Raw genomic sequence first — 15,487 nt, forward strand, 5'->3', positions numbered from 1 at the left:
TCAGGAACAATCCGGAATGCCCTGTTTATTCCGTTTTCAGTCAAATCGTGGGCCGTTCAGAATTAATTTGCACCATGCGGAAACAATCTTCTTGCGTGCGTCTTTCAGATCCGCCGGTCTGGGGAACCGTTCAAAGGAAATTGTTCTCGGTTGCGGGTATTTTAAAAGCCCCTCTTCACTTCCGGTGATGTGGTAGTGATAAAATCCGGTGAGGTAAATGCCCGTATACGGCAGAATTCCTTTCAGTCGGCGGGCAGACGTCTGCACTGCGGTGCGGCGATCATAGACGCACCTGGCGCCGGCATCAGCGAGACGTAGTGAGAGGTCATAATCCTCCAGGATTGATATGTCCCGGTGGCCGCCCGCTTTGAGATACATATCTTTTTTCACAGCAAAATTTGACCCTATCAGCCAGTAAAATCCAAAACAATGGAGTGCAAGGTAATATTGCCGCCATCCCTGAATGATACATGAACGGATGGTACGGTTATAGAATCTGACGGGGCCCGTGCAGACATCATATCCGCCGGTTGTAAGTTCTTCCTGGATAGTTTCCAGCCAGGTGGTGGGTTGGCGGGTATCTGCATCCGTGAATACGAGGATATTCCCGGTTGCTGCTGCGGCTCCCTCTCCACGGGCACCCCCGATACCGGCCCGTTTCTGGGATATCACCTGGTCTGCAAAGGTTGCAGCCATTTCACAGGTTTTGTCAGAGGAACCGCCGTCGACAATGATTATTTCATACATTTCCCGTGGGATGCTCTGGTTTACCAGAGATCTCAGACAGTTGAGGATTGTCTCCTCTTCATTGAGTGTGGGAATGATTATTGATATCATGAAATCACCGGATACGGGATATCTGGTTATTCAGGAGCAGGCGGCACCCCTTTCCGGCAGCTGGCATAAGGATTTCCCGGCAACTGTAGAGCGGATAGAGGATGAGGAAGATAAATATCACTGCGTTTAGAGTGATAGCAATCGCAAACCACCATGCCATCAGTTCAAGTGCAACAAGGGAAAGCACAGCAGTAATGCCCAGGAGTATCACTCCGTTTCTCAGACCGATGCCGACAACCGTGGTATATGTAGCGCCCAGATCTTCGTGATAGTCCAGTATTTCGTGTACAATCAACGCTTCACAGCAGATGAACGTGCATACGAGTGCTGCTGTGGCAGGAAGGGAAAACAGCTGGGGAATTGACCCGCCGGCAAGAGTATATCCTGCAAGGAACGGGAGCCCTCCGAACATTGCACCGTGGCATATGATGTCTGCTGCAAATCTGTCCTTGAGTCTTGCCGGTGTTGCTGAATAGAGAGTCAGGGCAATCAGGCAGAGGAGCGTAAAGATAAATCCTGCGCCTGAGATGGTAACGGATATGAGGAGTGGTATGCCTGCAAGGATAACACACATCGCAATGGTCTCCCCTTTTGATACCACATTGTCAGCAAATGGATTTTTACCTGTTTTTGCCTTTCCCGAATGATTTTTGTCAATCTCTGCATCATACAGATTATTAATCACAAATCCGTATCCGGTGATGAAGAAGAAAAGGGCAAAGACAATGAAGAGGTCAGGTGAGATCCCTGCGGCGAGACATGCTCCTGCGAGGGGAAAGAGCGGATAAAATTTTATCCAGTCTCCTGTGCGGAGCATTTTTTGGTATCCCTGTATTTTATGCATTGTTGTATTGTTCCTGTATTTTTTGTTTGTCCAAACGATTATAATCTGGAATTTGAATGATTTTCCCGCTGTTTATTTCCGGAAATCAGGTTGGTCTGGGTAAACTTCCTGAGGGACTCTCCCGATGGGAGCATGGTGTGAAAAGTCTCAGTATCGGGTTTTCCGGTAGCACATTGTCTCGGACTCATTCCGCACCACATTGATGCGACAGACTGCTCGATGGTCTCTTCAACATCACTCTGTAGTCTGCCGAAGGCATGCATGTGGATGAGCATAAAGTTCGGGGACCAGAAATTTGCCAGAAACACCTCTTTATTGATTCCTTTCAGAATACCACGGGATACTGCTTTCTGATACAGCTCGTCAAGGGCGGCAAAACGGGTGCCTGGTTCTTTTTTTGCCTTCTCGGTAATATTCGGTGAGGAAGAGAACTGTTCAAAGAAGAGGGTCTTTTTCGGGTTTTCAAACATCCAGTGAAGCACCTGTCGTTTGACATTTTGAATCTGTTCTTCCACCGGTGTTTCCGGATGGATTGCCTCATCAACCGCATCGGTAAGTGCCCGGTGAATGGAGGCATACAGTGAATCAATCAGCTCTTCCTTTGTCCGGAAGTATCGGAAAAGAGTTCCTGCTGAGACGCCGGCACGGTCTGATATCTGCTGTGTCGGTGTTGCCTGAAACCCTTGTGTTGAAAAGAGCTCTACTGCTGCCTCCATCAGGGCTCTCCGTTTTTCTTCTGATAATTGTCTGCTCATACAATTCCTCCCCGTCTTTTCCGTGCATTACTGCGGATTCAGTAATTATTTTCTCTCCGTGTTTAAATGAGTAACTACTCACTCATTGGATTTTGCCCTTCTATTTGATACATATGCGTTAAATTCAACGAAATTTGTTCTATACTGCATTACCAGGGAGGATATTCCGGTTACTCTGGTTTTGTCCGGGTGTGATGCATTTTCAACGGTTTACCATGGGGGAATCTTTTCCCCATGCAATATGCAGTCCTCTGTCCGGTTGTTTGTAATAGACCTCCTCATTTTGCCCGTATGTGGTTCTGTTTCTAAAACCGGGCGTTTTGATCGGCGGAATTTATAAATAGTAAATTGATGCATGGGTGGTGCAGGCACGGCAGATGTGCCTATGGGGGAAAGATGGTGTATACCTATTATAATCCTAGAATCGCCCTGATGGGAGCAGGGTGTGTGAAAGAGATCGGAAACCAGGCAAAAGCGATGGGGGGAACGAAAGCTCTTGTTGTATGCGGCGTTTCGAAACATGGTGAAGCCCTGGGAAAGGATGTTGCGGCACTTCTGAATGGTTCCGGTGTTGCGTCTGCTATTTTTGCGGGGGCAGAGCCCAATCCCACCGATACCAGCGTGCATGCCGGTGCAAAGATGTATGCGAGTGAATCGTGTGACATGGTGGTGGCCGTTGGCGGTGGCAGCCCGATGGACTGTGCGAAAGGCATTGGGATTGTCGCAGCCAATGGTGGTAATATACGTGACTATGAAGGTGGAGGGCATGATCTGAAACCCCTTCCGCTGCTGATCACCGTTAACACTACTGCAGGAACAGCAAGTGAGATGACCAGTTTTGCGGTAATCACTGACACCAGCCGGCACATAAAAATGGCGCTGGTTGACTGGAGGCTTACTCCCGATGTGGCGATCAATGATCCTGAGCTGATGGTCAGTATGCCTCCGGGCCTTACCGCGGCAACCGGCATGGATGCACTGACGCACTCTGTCGAAGCATTTGTCTCGACGATTGCCACACCGGTTACCGATGCGGCGGCACTGAAGTCCATTGAACTGATTAAAGGCTACCTGCCAAAGGCGGTGAGTGATGGGAAAAACATGGAAGCCCGTGAGATGATGGCGTATGCTGAGTATCTCGCAGGCATCGCCTTTAATAATGCAAGCCTCGGGTATGTGCATGCGATGGCCCACCAGCTGGGCGGTTTCTACAACCTGCCGCATGGTGTGTGCAATGCCATTCTCCTGCCCTATGTGCAGACATTCAACAAAGAGGCAGTACCGGGACGGTTTGTCCTTATTGCAAAGGCCATGGGAGTGGATGTTTCAAAGATGAGCACGGACGAAGCAGCTGCTGCGGCCATTGATGAAATTAAAGCTCTTGCAGCAGAGGTTGGCATTCCGTCCGGTCTTGGTGAAATCGGGGCAAAGGAAGAGGATCTTAAAATGCTTGCAGAGAATGCCATGAAGGATATCTGCGGCATGACCAATCCGAGAGAGGCAGACTTGGCAGAAATTATTGCCATCTATAAGAGTGCGATGTGAATAAGAGCAAAATAAAAAAATGAGACAGGGGCCCGTCCGGAGGTCATCCGCTCTTCCTTTTTTCGTTATTATGTGCACTTTCCGTCACGGAACGAATACATAATCCCTTTTTTGTGCTTTATATCGAAGAGTGCCGGAAGCCTTTTTTTGGGAAAAGCACGGTATGAATATCACTGAATGTTGCCGAGTGTCGCTAAATGTCGCAAAATGTACCGGTGGGAAAAGAGGGGTTTTTACCCAAATCTTCTGATACTTGGTCTCTGCCCGATGCATTCAAAATCAACAAATCCTTTCTCCGGGTCAGTGTTAATGAGGCGGACTCTGACTTTATGGCCCACTTTCAGGCACTGTGTACCCCGCATGACCCTGCCTTCTACAGGTGGGGTGATTAGTCTTACATACGTGCCTCTCTCTGAAGCACCGGTGACAAAAGCCTCGAATATTTCCCCGATTCTGTCCTGAAGAAGCACTGCGGATGCCGCTTTGCGCATGAACCGCTCAACTTTCTTGGACCCTTTTTCCCGGTCAGAGAGCCAGGCTGCCTCTCCTTCCAGATCTTCGTAGGTATATGGACACTGTTTTTGTTCAATGACCGATTTAACCAGCCGCTGGATGATGAGGTCTGTGTAGCGCCGGTTTGGAGCGGTGGAATGTGTATAATCAGTGACGGCAAGAGCAAAGTGGCCAACCGGTTCCCGTTTTGGGTCACGTGCGATGTATTCACCGGGCCCCATCAGTTTCACAATGGTAAGAGACAGATCAGGGAACGTCTCCGGGTTCTCTTCCCGTTCATGGTCAAGGAACAGGGAGAGGGATTTTGCATCCGGCTTTTTTGGCAGTTTCCAGTCCATTTCCGCTGCGGTATCAACGATTTCACTCCAGTATTTTGGTGTGACGACAACCCGCTCGATCATGGGGAGCCCGGCGTCTTCCAGATATGCAACGGTTGTTCCGTTGGCGGCAACCATGAACTCTTCAATTATCTGGCGGGCAAGGTCCTGACGCTGCACCACCAGATCCCGTACCATACCTTCTTCAACCACTGGTTCTGCTTCGATGGTACGGAGGTCAAGGGCGCCGTGTTTCATCCGATAGTGCCTCAGGCGTTGCGATGCTTCATGCTGCAGACGGATTTGTGCAACAAGTTCCGGCACATCACTAACAGACGGCGGGATTTCACGGGTTCCTTCCAGCCACTCTCCGACTTCTTCGTAGATGAGTTTGGCCTTGTTTTCGATGATGGCCGGGTACAAACTTCCATGGCGGGTGCTTCCATCGGGGAGAACGGTATACTCGATGACGACAGTCATGCAGTCCTGTTCCGGCAGAAGGGAAGAGATACCTTTGGAGAGATGGTCGGGAAGCATGGGGAAGGTAACGATTCCGGTATAGACCGAGGTGCCGTTATGGGCGGCATACCGGTCGGTATCTGAATCGTAGGGAACATACGAATCGACATCAGATATTGCGACTTTCACATGTATTTCCCCGTTTTTCCCCTCTTCACAATATTCTATCTGGTCGAGATCCATGGAGTCCCAGTTGTCGATGGACGACCAGAGAAGAGACCGGAGGTCACGTACATCCTCCTTTTCCTCCCAAAATATCGGTTTTATGGCATTGACTTCGTGCAGGACTGAGTTGGGAAATTCGGGGTAAAATCCGAATCTCTCCATTGCATCCCATGCGATTGCAGCGAGGTCAACATAACGACGTTTGTTCATGCTCATTTGATATCATGCCTTTCATGGCTTAAATATCTCTGGGCACTGATTTTGGGAGCGATCGTTTCTGGTGTATGTGTTGCTTTTGCATGTGGGTATTTGCATGCTGGGAAATGGACGACCCATTCTTGCTCGTCGTCAGAAACGAAAGACAATAACGTCTGAAAATATTGACGGGAATTTCGTTTATGTGAAAAATGAAATCATTTATTTTAAGAGTCCACGTTAAATAGCGAAGAGCCAAAAAATAGATGTGCTGCCCACACCGTTCGCAGGTCATCCCTGTGGAGTGTTACAGAAAGGAGATATAAATCTCCTGATTCCTCACATGAGTAACGGATAACGCGTACACCACCCGTATTCTGGTTATTTTTAGTTACCTCTGAATGGTTTAGCGTCTTCGATATGAAGGGTTTTTCCTTCAAATTCCCTTCCTGAAAGGGATTTTTTTGCCAGTTCGGCTTGTTCCGTTGTCGCGAAGATGACAAACCCGAATCCCCTGCCATGGACGATTTGAACTCCTTTGATTTCTCCAAACCCGGTAAAGAGATCTCTGAGGTCCTGTGTTGTCATTGAATGTTTTATGTTTGAAACGAAGAGTTTGTGACTTGCCATCTGTATTTCTCCCTGAATAGCAGGTTTAGTCTGCGTAACCACCAATGAATGTTTTGGTACGGTGTTGCTTCCTTTCCAGGATTAATTGAGACTCCGCTATACCATCTGCAGGTCTGCAATTTTGCCCTTGCGAATAGTAAGCAGGATACAGCAAGAAGCAGTGCTCTCATGTCTTGCATGACCAATGAGATGCATTCCGCCCTTGTCTCTTAGGGTCTTCTCTCGTTCTGATAGATGGGACGTGCGTCTTCCACCCGGAGGGTTCGTCCTTCGAATTCCTTTCCTGCCAGAGCTTCGCGTGCCTGTTCTGCCCCTTCAAGTGTATCAAAAGTGACAAACCCGAATCCCCTGTCACGGATGTATTTTATATCCGTGAGGTTGCCGAACCCGGAAAATATCTCTCTGAGCTCTTCTTCCGTCATTGAATGATTGATGTTTCCAACGTAGAGTTTGTGGCTTTCCATGTATACTCTCCTGACCAGCAGGTGTGATCTGCGTAATTCCCAATGAATGTTTTGGTGCCGGCGTGCATTTTTTCCTGTGATTTCTGTGTTTAAAATCTGATTTATTGCCTGTTTGGTCTTATTTTGTCTTATCTGTTCCCATGAATTATGCCGGAAACCAAATCGCATCTTCTGGTTTTATGAACCGGTATTATGTCCCGGAATTGTGCCTCCGGTTGCATCAGATCTGTCTATGGGAAATGTTGATATGCACGGTTCCCGAACGTGATCAGGCTGATATATTCATGAATTCCGAGAATATTGTCTCTGGGGAGGCTGTTCTTCCCCCGCTCCTTGAGTTTCGTAATGTGACGGTGATGAAGGGTTCAAAGAAACTGCTTGATTCCCTCACGGTTACCATTCCGGAAGGAGAGCATATCGCCATTCTGGGCCCGAATGGTGCAGGAAAATCATCATTTATCAAAGCCATTATGCGGGAATATTATCCCCTCAGAGGAGACGGGGTGGTATTCCGGGTATGTGGCAATGATGTGTGGCACGTCTCTGATCTCAGATCCCACTTTGGCATTGTTTCAAATGAACTCCAGTACACCTTCACCCGTGAGATCACCGGACGCGATGTCGTTCTCTCGGGATTCTTCTCCAGTATCGGGCTGTACTGGCATGAGGCAACACCTGCAATGGAGCAAAAAACAGATGAAATTCTCCGGTTCCTTGAAATAGATCACCTCAGCGACCGTTTGTTCACCACACTATCCTCCGGCGAGGCTCGCCGGTTTCTGATTGGCCGGGCACTGGTTCACGACCCAAAGACGCTCATCCTTGATGAACCGACAACGAGTCTTGACCTCCATGCTCTGCACATCTTCCGTGCAACACTCCGGAAGATTGCGCAGGCAGGCACCGGCATCATCATGGTAACACACATGCTCCCGGATATCATCCCGGAGACGTCCCGGATTATTCTCATGAAGGACGGGCGGTTCTGTGGTGACGGGCCGAAGAAGGAGATGCTGACGGGTGAGTGGGTTGGGAGGCATTTCGGGGTTCCGGTGCATATTAGAGAAGATGATGGCTGGTATTACGCGACCGGGTACTGATAGATTGTCACGGGAAGGGTGGCCGCTTACGCTTTTTTTCTTCTTTCCCTGTTCCTCTGCTATTCCTCCTTTGGTTCCCAGATGGGAATACCTGCATAAGTGATCTTTTTGATGCGGTGATACGGTATTGGTGTGGTCCCTCCCGTGGAGATCACCTCAAAATAATCCCGATCAAGATTGGTGATATACTCCCCTTCGGCAGTTGAACGGTCATTTGGTGCCCCACGGTCGATATATTCCACCGTGGCCTTTTTGAAGTTAAACTCCGGATCATGCCAGATGCGGAGGAGGAGGGCATGGGTGGTACGCATGAAGGGTGATAGGGGTGGTGCTGGTATTTCAGGTTTCCCGGGCCCGAAGATGATGCGTGTCTTCAGTCCCGGAATATTAGAGAATTACGAAGAGTAATGGCTGACCATTTTTGAATAAAAAGGAAACAGTCTGCCATTTGTGCAATCCGGGCGTGTCCGGGAGGCAGTCCTGTCCGAAGGGTCGAAGTATATTTATCCAGCGGATAGTAATTGTGATAAAACCAGTATTTATCGTGGATCACAGGCAACACGAATTGTTCAAAATTATTTGAATCAAATTGTGGTTTTCACATGGCAATAGAACTTATTTATATCGTAGCACTGATTTTGACCGGTATTGTGGTCGGTTTTGCCGGCGGAATGCTTGGTGTCGGCGGCTGTTTCATCATGATCCCGGTGCAGTACTGGGTTTTGACCTCAATGGGGCTGGACCCCGGGATAGCTATCCTGATTGCATTCGGAACGAATCTTGCGGTCGTCCTGCCGACCGCCATGTCCGGTGCATATGGGCACAACAAAAAGGGTGCGGTTGCCTGGAATGCCGCATTGACCATGGGTATTGCCGGGTTTGCCGGTGCTCTTGTGGGCGGATATATTGCGACTCTGATTCCGGGAGAATATCTGACGGCCCTCTTTGGACTGGTGATCCTTCTCAGCGCTGTCCGGATGCTTACGGCCAAACCGCCGTCAGTGGATGCCGAACCGGTCGATGATGTCATCACATTCCTCCTGTGGGGTATTCCTATAGGTCTTCTCTCTGGTATCATTGGTATCGGTGGTGGTGTGGTTCTGATTCCGGTGATGGTCTTAGCACTGCACTTTAAGATGCACACCGCTGTCGGGACATCAACGGCTCTTATGATCTTCACCGCCCTCGGTGGGACGATTGCCTATATCATCAATGGGTGGGGTGCCCTTGGGCTCCCGGCATATTCTCTTGGGTATGTCAATCTGCTCCAGTGGGCACTCCTTGCCATCCCCAGCATCGCGATGGCACAGGTGGGCGTTCGGGTGGCACACAAACTTCCTGCAAAACAGCTGAAATATGTCTTTATTGCGGTGATGATCTATATGGGCCTGAAGATGATGGGAGTCTTCACCTTCCTTGGCCTCCCTCTCTAATTCCCATCCCACTTTTTTGTGTATGATAGGTGCGGATGGATTCGTAATTATCACCAGAATTATATAAATTTGAGAGCCATTGGTTTGCATGAAGAATCAGGCATTCCTTCTGGGGGCTGCAGTATGTCTCGTCCTCGCCTGCACATTTTTTGCAGGGTGCACTGCACCGGATGAAGGTCCGGTTGAAGCCCCGACAGAAACACCAACGGAAACTCCCGCTGAAATCCCGACTGAAACTCCCACTGTCTTACCGGGTGAAACCCCGGTGGGAACCCCGGTTGCAACAGAGCGTTCTGATGATGTAGTCAGTGCAAACGCCCTCTTTGCGTATGATTTATACCACTCGCTCAAAAGTGATGATGAATATGCGGAACAAAACCTCTTTTTCTCACCCTACAGTATCTCAACTGCTCTTGCACTGACGTACGAAGGGGCAAAGGGGACGACGGCAGAGGAAATTCGTTCGGTCTTTCATTTCCCGGCAGATGACACCGTCCGGCAGGAAGGTTACGCCTCCCTCATCGCAGGCCTGAACCGTCCGGATGCCGCGTACAGCCTCAGCACGGCAAACGCACTCTGGGCGGAAGAGACCTATCCGTTCCTCCCGGAATATATCGAAACCGCACAGCGCTATTATGCAGCGGAAGTCCGGAATATGGACTTTATCACTGCTCCTGATGAGTCCCGGCTTACGATTAACGAGTGGGTGGAAGACCAGACGGAAGACCGGATACAGGACCTCATTCCTGCGGGGGCAATCACTCCATTAACGCGTCTTGTGATTACAAATGCCATCTACTTCAAGGGAACATGGGTGCTGCAGTTTGATGAAAACAAGACACATCAGGCGGCTTTCTTCACGGAAAGCGGGGATTCTGTCTTGGTTGATATGATGCAGAGAACAGATGATAATGCCATTTATCCCTACGCCGAGACTGATGACCTGCAAATTCTCAGGATGCCGTACGAACATGAGAGCGGGAAGGCGCTCTCCATGACGGTCCTTCTCCCGAAAAATAAGGACATCACAGCAGCAGAAAATGCCCTTGGCACCACAGAACTTGCAGATGCGGTTTCATCGATGAAACCAAAGCAGGTGGAGGTCTTCTTCCCGAAGTTCACCCTTGAGACCACATATTTCCTGCCGGATACTCTTGGAGCGATGGGGATGCCGACCGCATTTGGGTCTGACGCAGATTTATCCGGCATGGACAACACCCGTTTCCTCTACATCACCGATGTCATCCACAAGGCCTTTGTGGAGGTCAATGAAGAAGGAACCGAGGCCGCCGCTGCGACCGGAGTTATTGTGGGACGGGCGGTTTCGGTACAGGAACCGGTTCCTGTCTTCCGGGCAGACCATCCGTTCATCTTCATGATCACCGATGACGAAACAGGGATGTTGCTCTTTATGGGGCAGGTGGCAGATCCGACAGTGTGAGACCCCCACCTTCCTTTTCTCTATCCATGCAGTATATTGAAATTAATAATATCAACTGCAATTCACCCGTTTTTCGTTCATAATATGATAATTCATTGAGCAAATTAACCTAAATAAATATTCGTCTATATATGGAAAGAAATTTAATTTCACAAAATAATGTTCAAATAATGGTTAAGTCTGAGGACAAAATAGAGTCTGAGATAATAATTAGTAAGAATAAGAGACATGCTGAAATAAAAGCAATAATAATTGAAACCGAAAGGCTATTTTGTAAAATTTATGGCTCTTCAAAAAATTCGGAAATAAATAATTTTTCATTCTTAGAAAAAATTCAGATATTTTCAAATAAAGAAGAAATTATGAAAAGAGTCAATTCCAATGATTCTGCCAGAACTAAAACAGTGGTCATAAAAAATATTCTTTTTGAGATAAAAGATACATCGAAATATAAATTAAAAAAGAATCTTCAAAATAATAGAAAAACAAATGGGAAAAAAATTACTAAAAATGAGAGAGTGAGAACTAAGCGGGAAATAATATTTGAAACGGAAAGAATTCTTGGAGCTAAAAGACTAAAAGAAAGAAATCTAAAACGGGCGGAAGAACTTGAAAAAGAAAAAATCAAACTTGAAAAGGAACTATCTTATATAAAATTAAGATTTGAAAAAAAATTGGGATTTGAATTAAAAAAACGAGACCTTAATGGAATTCGGAAAGAAATTGGACCGAAGGCAATTTATTCTATGGACAAAAAAGAAGTCCGCAACCTTTGTGATAGAGTTTTAACTCTAAGAAAGGAATATGGACAAAATAAAACTATAAATCAATTGTTTAATCCTAAAAAAGAAGTTAAAACCACAAATATTACAAAATTAAATAATAATGTTAAAATTAATAATCTCCCAAATAATCGAAATTCAAATCAAAATACAGTAAAGAAAAGAAAAAGCAAACCAGAAAGGAGGAGATTAACTAAAGAAGAGATACAGGAAAGAAAAGAAAAAACAGTTCAGGAAAAATATGATCAAAAACAGAATTATTGGGGTTCAAGCTTTTAGATAATATTCTCTATAAAACACAACATTTAGAATTTAAATAATTATATTTTAAAAAAATATTTGACAGAGTCTTACTTTTTTCTTTGAGTGCTTCATCTGGATGAAGGAAGGATCGATTTGTTTGTATATATCTGTTCCAAATATTAGCATTCAGGTAAGACCTGTAAAGGCTGCAACTACCATCTCTTTTTGTGTTTTGGTCAGGTTTTTGGGAATTTTTACCACAACTTTTACCATGAGGTCCCCCCGGCTCACCGAACCCAGAAATGGCATTCCCTGTCCCCTGAGCCGGAAGAGGGTGTGGCTCTGCGTACCGGGGGGAATGGTCAGCACCGCTTTTCCGGTGAGGGTCTGTACTGAAACATCTCCGCCAAGAAGGGCGATTTGAAGTCCGATGTTTGTCCGGCTGTGAAGATCTGCCCCATGCCGCTCAAATGATGGATGAGGCTTTACATGGACAACCGCATACAGGTCCCCCGGCGGGCCATGTTGCACGCCGGGTTCGCCTTCGCCTGCTATTCTTAGAAACTGGTTGTCGCGTACACCACGGGGAATAGATACTTCAATGAGTCTCGTTTTCCGTATTGTTCCTTTCCCCTGACAGGTCTCACAGACTTTTCCGATTATTTTTCCCCGTCCGCCGCAGTCCGGGCACGGGGCAATCATCATCACCTGCTGGCCATTCCTCTGCTGCACCTGGCGAATTTCACCGGTTCCCCGGCATGTGGGACAGTCCCGCACAAATCCAGGCTGTGCACCGGTGCCGTTGCATGTTGTGCACTCATAATCATGCGGCACTTCAACCGTGTTTTTGATACCGTAGAATGCATCGGTAAGAGAAATATCGATATCATACCTGAGGTCGGCACCCGCTCTGCTTCGTGTCCTTCCGGTTCTTCCCGGTCCGGTCGTTTTCCCGGAAAAGACGTCAAAGATATCGCCCAGACCGAAGTCCCGGAAGAGATCGTCATACCCTGGAGTTTTATAGCCCGCAGCGTCTTCAGGAGTGAATGTAGCGTGGCCCACCTGATCATACTCGGCTTTTTTCTGTGGGTCACTTAAAACCTGGTAGGCCTCATTAATTTCCTTAAATTTTGCTTCTGCCTCTTTGCTGCCTTTGTTGAGGTCTGGATGATATTTTCGTGCAAGCTGGCGGTACGATTTTTTTATCTCATCCGGTGATGTGTCCCTGCTGACGCCCAGCGTTTCATAGTAATCTTTTGTGTCCATTCGTCACGTTAAAAACTATTATTTCTCGTCATGGACCTCAAAATCGGCATCCACGACATCTTCATCGGCCTTTCTCTGTTCTCCTCCGGCCTCTTTTTCACTTCCTGCAGATCCCGCCTGCGGGCCTGCTGCCTGTTCCTGCTGCTGTGCGGACTGCTGCTGTGCGGACTGCTGGTATATGGCAGAACCCGCCTCACTCAGAACGGTCTGGAGATGTTCAGTTTCTGATTTGATTTTATCGATATTCTTCTCTTCCAGTGCTGCCTTCACGGCTGTTATCGCGGCGTTCACCTTACCGGTCAGTTCGGGGTTCAGTTTGTCTGCCAGTTCAGATAGTGTCTTTTCCGCGGTGTAAATCAGGGAATCAGCTGTGTTGGTGACCTCAACCTCTTCTTTTCGTTTACGGTCCTCTTCTTCAAACTGCTCTGCCTCATTCACCATCTTGTTGACATCTGTTTCCGACAGTTTTGTTGAGGCGGTTATTGTCATCTTCTGCTCCTTGCCGGTGCCGAGGTCCTTAGCGGAGACATTGAGGATGCCTGACGTGTCGATATCAAAGCTGACTTCTATTTGTGGGATGCCCCGTGGTGCGGGAGGGATGCCGACGAGATTGAACTGCCCGAGACTCACATTGTCGGCTGCCATAGGCCGTTCTCCCTGGAGTACATGCACTGTGACTGAGGTCTGGACGTCTGCTGCGGTGGTAAATATCTGGCTTTTTTTGGTGGGAATGGTGGTATTTTTCTCAATCAGTGAGGTCCGTACGCCTCCCAGGGTTTCGATGCCGAGTGTCAGGGGCGTCACATCCAAAAGAACCATATCGGTGATATCGCCTCCGAGAATTGCTCCCTGAATTGCTGCTCCAATGGAAACACATTCCATCGGATCAATCCCCCGTTCCGCTTTTCTTCCGATATGGTCCTCGATAAATTTCTGCACAACAGGCATCCTCGTCGGGCCACCAACAAGGATTACCTTCTGGATATCGTCCTTTGTCAGTTTGGCATCTTTCAGTGCCTGTTCAAATGGTTCGATGCAGCGCTTGATGGTCGGTTCGACCAGTTGTTCGAGTTTTGACCGGGTGAGTTTCAGTGAGAGGTGTTTTGGGCCTTCCTGGGTCGCGGAGACATAGGGGAGGTTAATTTCTGTTTCAAGGACCGTTGAAAGCTCAATTTTTGCCTTTTCAGCTGCTTCCTTTACCCGGTTGACGGCCATTTTGTCATTTCTGATATCGACAGACTCCAGTTTTTTGAACTCAGTGGCAATCCATTCATAGACGAGTGTGTCCATGTCAGTGCCGCCGAGATGCGTGTCACCGGAGGTTGCAAGCACGGTGAATGTTCCGCCTCCAAACTCCATGATTGTCACATCAAGCGTGCCGCCTCCCAGATCAAAGACGAGAATTTTATACTCCCCTGCCCGGTCAAGCCCGTATGCCATCGAAGCTGCGGTGGGCTCGTTTACGAGCCTGACGACATCGAGACCGGCAATTTTTCCGGCATCCTTTGTTGCGGTTCTCTGATTGTCGTTAAAATAGGCAGGAACTGTTATCACCGCTTTTGTCACCGTTTCTCCCAGAAATGCTTCTGCGTCCCGTTTTATCTTCTTCAGCAAAAACCCGGATATCTGCTGGGGGGTGTAGTCCTTGTTGTGAATATGGTAGACATGGTCTGTGCCAATCTTTCGCTTGGCTGCGGTGATCGTAGCCTCAGGGTTACTCACCATCTGTCTGCGTGCTGGTTCCCCGACAAGCAATTGACCGTCCGCCGTGAATGCGACATATGAAGGGAACATCTTCCCCGCGACGGTTGCTCCTTCTGCTGAGGGAATGATGGTGGGTTTGCCGCCAAGCATCACTGCAGCCTCACTGTTGGATGTTCCAAGGTCTATTCCGATAATTTTCTCTTTACCCATTTTCCTCACCTTCTTTTTTGGACGCATGCTCTGCAATCATGACCTTCGATGGGCGGATCACCTTTGATTTCAGGCGGTATCCTTTTCCAATTTCTTCGACAATGGTGTCAGACTCTTCTGAACACTGTTTTCTGCAGAGAACCTCATGGAACTGCGGGTCAAATTTTCCCCCCATGCATGTGATGGGTTCTAACCCGTACCGGGCCAGAATTTTGACCATCTTTTGGTATACCATACCAACTCCCTCCCGGTCCTTTTCATCCTCAAGTGATGGCAGCGCCTGTTCAAAATCGTCGAGGATGACAAGGAGGTCTTTAATCAGGTTCTCATTTGCGAGGGTAATGACTGACCCTTTCTCTTTTTCAGACCATTTCCGGAAATTATCAAACTCTGCCTGGAGGTATTTCAGCTGGTTTAATCGCTCTTCTGCAAGAGTAGTCATCTCTGCAAGTTCCTTTTCCAACTGTAGAGTTTCTTCAGCAAGTTGGGTTTTTTCCGGCTTCCCATGATCTGCTGTCATTAAT

15 protein-coding genes are annotated in these 15,487 nt (G+C 47.9%); 5 read left to right on the forward strand and 10 right to left on the reverse strand.

The window, feature by feature from the left end:
• Positions 1-36: 36 nt before the first annotated feature.
• From L0665_RS09335 to L0665_RS09345, 3 genes are read right to left on the reverse strand one after another with little or no spacing between them, the layout of a single operon-like run.
• On the reverse strand, positions 37-837 hold the full coding sequence (locus L0665_RS09335) for a glycosyltransferase family 2 protein (protein WP_274925413.1): 801 nt from the start codon (positions 835-837) through the stop codon (positions 37-39).
• 4 nt (positions 838-841) lie between these two features.
• Positions 842-1,681, reverse strand: a complete 840-nt coding sequence (locus L0665_RS09340; RefSeq protein WP_274925414.1) for a UbiA prenyltransferase family protein — start codon at positions 1,679-1,681, stop codon at positions 842-844.
• Between the two features lie 38 nt (positions 1,682-1,719).
• Positions 1,720-2,436, reverse strand: a complete 717-nt coding sequence (locus L0665_RS09345) for a TetR/AcrR family transcriptional regulator (protein ID WP_274925415.1) — start codon at positions 2,434-2,436, stop codon at positions 1,720-1,722.
• Positions 2,437-2,832: 396 nt separating this feature from the next.
• On the opposite strand from L0665_RS09345, the gene L0665_RS09350 reads away from it, so the two are divergent.
• Positions 2,833-3,981: an iron-containing alcohol dehydrogenase gene (locus tag L0665_RS09350; RefSeq protein WP_274925416.1), complete on the forward strand. Its 1,149-nt coding sequence runs from the start codon at positions 2,833-2,835 to the stop codon at positions 3,979-3,981.
• 233 nt (positions 3,982-4,214) lie between these two features.
• Here the strand turns inward: L0665_RS09350 and L0665_RS09355 are convergent, their stop codons facing one another.
• The 3 genes from L0665_RS09355 to L0665_RS09365 form a co-directional block, all read right to left on the reverse strand.
• Positions 4,215-5,711 carry an RNB domain-containing ribonuclease gene (locus tag L0665_RS09355; RefSeq protein WP_338036435.1) on the reverse strand — a complete coding sequence of 499 codons (1,497 nt, stop codon included), beginning with the start codon at positions 5,709-5,711 and terminating at the stop codon, positions 4,215-4,217.
• Positions 5,712-6,077: 366 nt separating this feature from the next.
• The gene (locus tag L0665_RS09360; protein ID WP_274925417.1) at positions 6,078-6,320 is read right to left on the reverse strand and encodes an RNA recognition motif domain-containing protein; all 243 of its coding nucleotides are present in this window, start codon (positions 6,318-6,320) and stop codon (positions 6,078-6,080) included.
• 209 nt (positions 6,321-6,529) lie between these two features.
• A complete protein-coding gene (locus tag L0665_RS09365; protein ID WP_274925418.1) occupies positions 6,530-6,784 on the reverse strand; it encodes an RNA recognition motif domain-containing protein in 255 nt (84 codons plus the stop codon).
• Between the two features lie 284 nt (positions 6,785-7,068).
• Here L0665_RS09365 and L0665_RS09370 point away from each other — a divergent pair, with 284 nt between their 5' ends.
• The gene (locus L0665_RS09370) at positions 7,069-7,884 is read left to right on the forward strand and encodes an ABC transporter ATP-binding protein (protein ID WP_274925419.1); all 816 of its coding nucleotides are present in this window, start codon (positions 7,069-7,071) and stop codon (positions 7,882-7,884) included.
• A 59-nt stretch (positions 7,885-7,943) separates the two neighbouring features.
• On the opposite strand, the gene L0665_RS09375 is transcribed toward L0665_RS09370, so the two are convergent.
• Positions 7,944-8,195, reverse strand: a complete 252-nt coding sequence (locus tag L0665_RS09375; RefSeq protein ID WP_274925420.1) for a DUF504 domain-containing protein — start codon at positions 8,193-8,195, stop codon at positions 7,944-7,946.
• A 291-nt stretch (positions 8,196-8,486) separates the two neighbouring features.
• Here L0665_RS09375 and L0665_RS09380 point away from each other — a divergent pair, with 291 nt between their 5' ends.
• From L0665_RS09380 to L0665_RS09390, 3 genes are all read left to right on the forward strand, one after another.
• On the forward strand, positions 8,487-9,317 hold the full coding sequence (locus L0665_RS09380) for a sulfite exporter TauE/SafE family protein (protein WP_274925421.1): 831 nt from the start codon (positions 8,487-8,489) through the stop codon (positions 9,315-9,317).
• Positions 9,318-9,405: 88 nt separating this feature from the next.
• Positions 9,406-10,758 (forward strand): serpin family protein, encoded by a 1,353-nt coding sequence (locus L0665_RS09385; RefSeq protein ID WP_274925422.1) that lies wholly within the window; start codon positions 9,406-9,408, stop codon positions 10,756-10,758.
• A 170-nt stretch (positions 10,759-10,928) separates the two neighbouring features.
• Positions 10,929-11,819, forward strand: a complete 891-nt coding sequence (locus L0665_RS09390) for a hypothetical protein (RefSeq protein ID WP_274925423.1) — start codon at positions 10,929-10,931, stop codon at positions 11,817-11,819.
• 150 nt (positions 11,820-11,969) lie between these two features.
• On the opposite strand, the gene dnaJ is transcribed toward L0665_RS09390, so the two are convergent.
• The 3 genes from dnaJ to L0665_RS09405 are packed head-to-tail and all read right to left on the reverse strand — an operon-like array spanning position 11,970 to position 15,483.
• Complete coding sequence (gene dnaJ / locus L0665_RS09395) at positions 11,970-13,049, reverse strand: molecular chaperone DnaJ (protein ID WP_274925424.1); 1,080 nt, start codon at positions 13,047-13,049, stop codon at positions 11,970-11,972.
• Positions 13,050-13,067: 18 nt separating this feature from the next.
• The gene (gene dnaK, locus L0665_RS09400; protein WP_274925425.1) at positions 13,068-14,963 is read right to left on the reverse strand and encodes a molecular chaperone DnaK; all 1,896 of its coding nucleotides are present in this window, start codon (positions 14,961-14,963) and stop codon (positions 13,068-13,070) included.
• Entirely contained in the window at positions 14,956-15,483 is a 528-nt protein-coding gene (locus L0665_RS09405) for a nucleotide exchange factor GrpE (RefSeq protein ID WP_274925426.1), read from the reverse strand. The genes dnaK and L0665_RS09405 overlap by 8 nt, the downstream gene beginning before the upstream one ends.
• Positions 15,484-15,487: the final 4 nt, after the last annotated feature.

The sequence above is a fragment of the Methanogenium marinum genome (genome assembly GCF_028912405.1).
In the GTDB taxonomy this organism is placed as follows: Archaea; Halobacteriota; Methanomicrobia; order Methanomicrobiales; family Methanomicrobiaceae; genus Methanogenium; species Methanogenium marinum.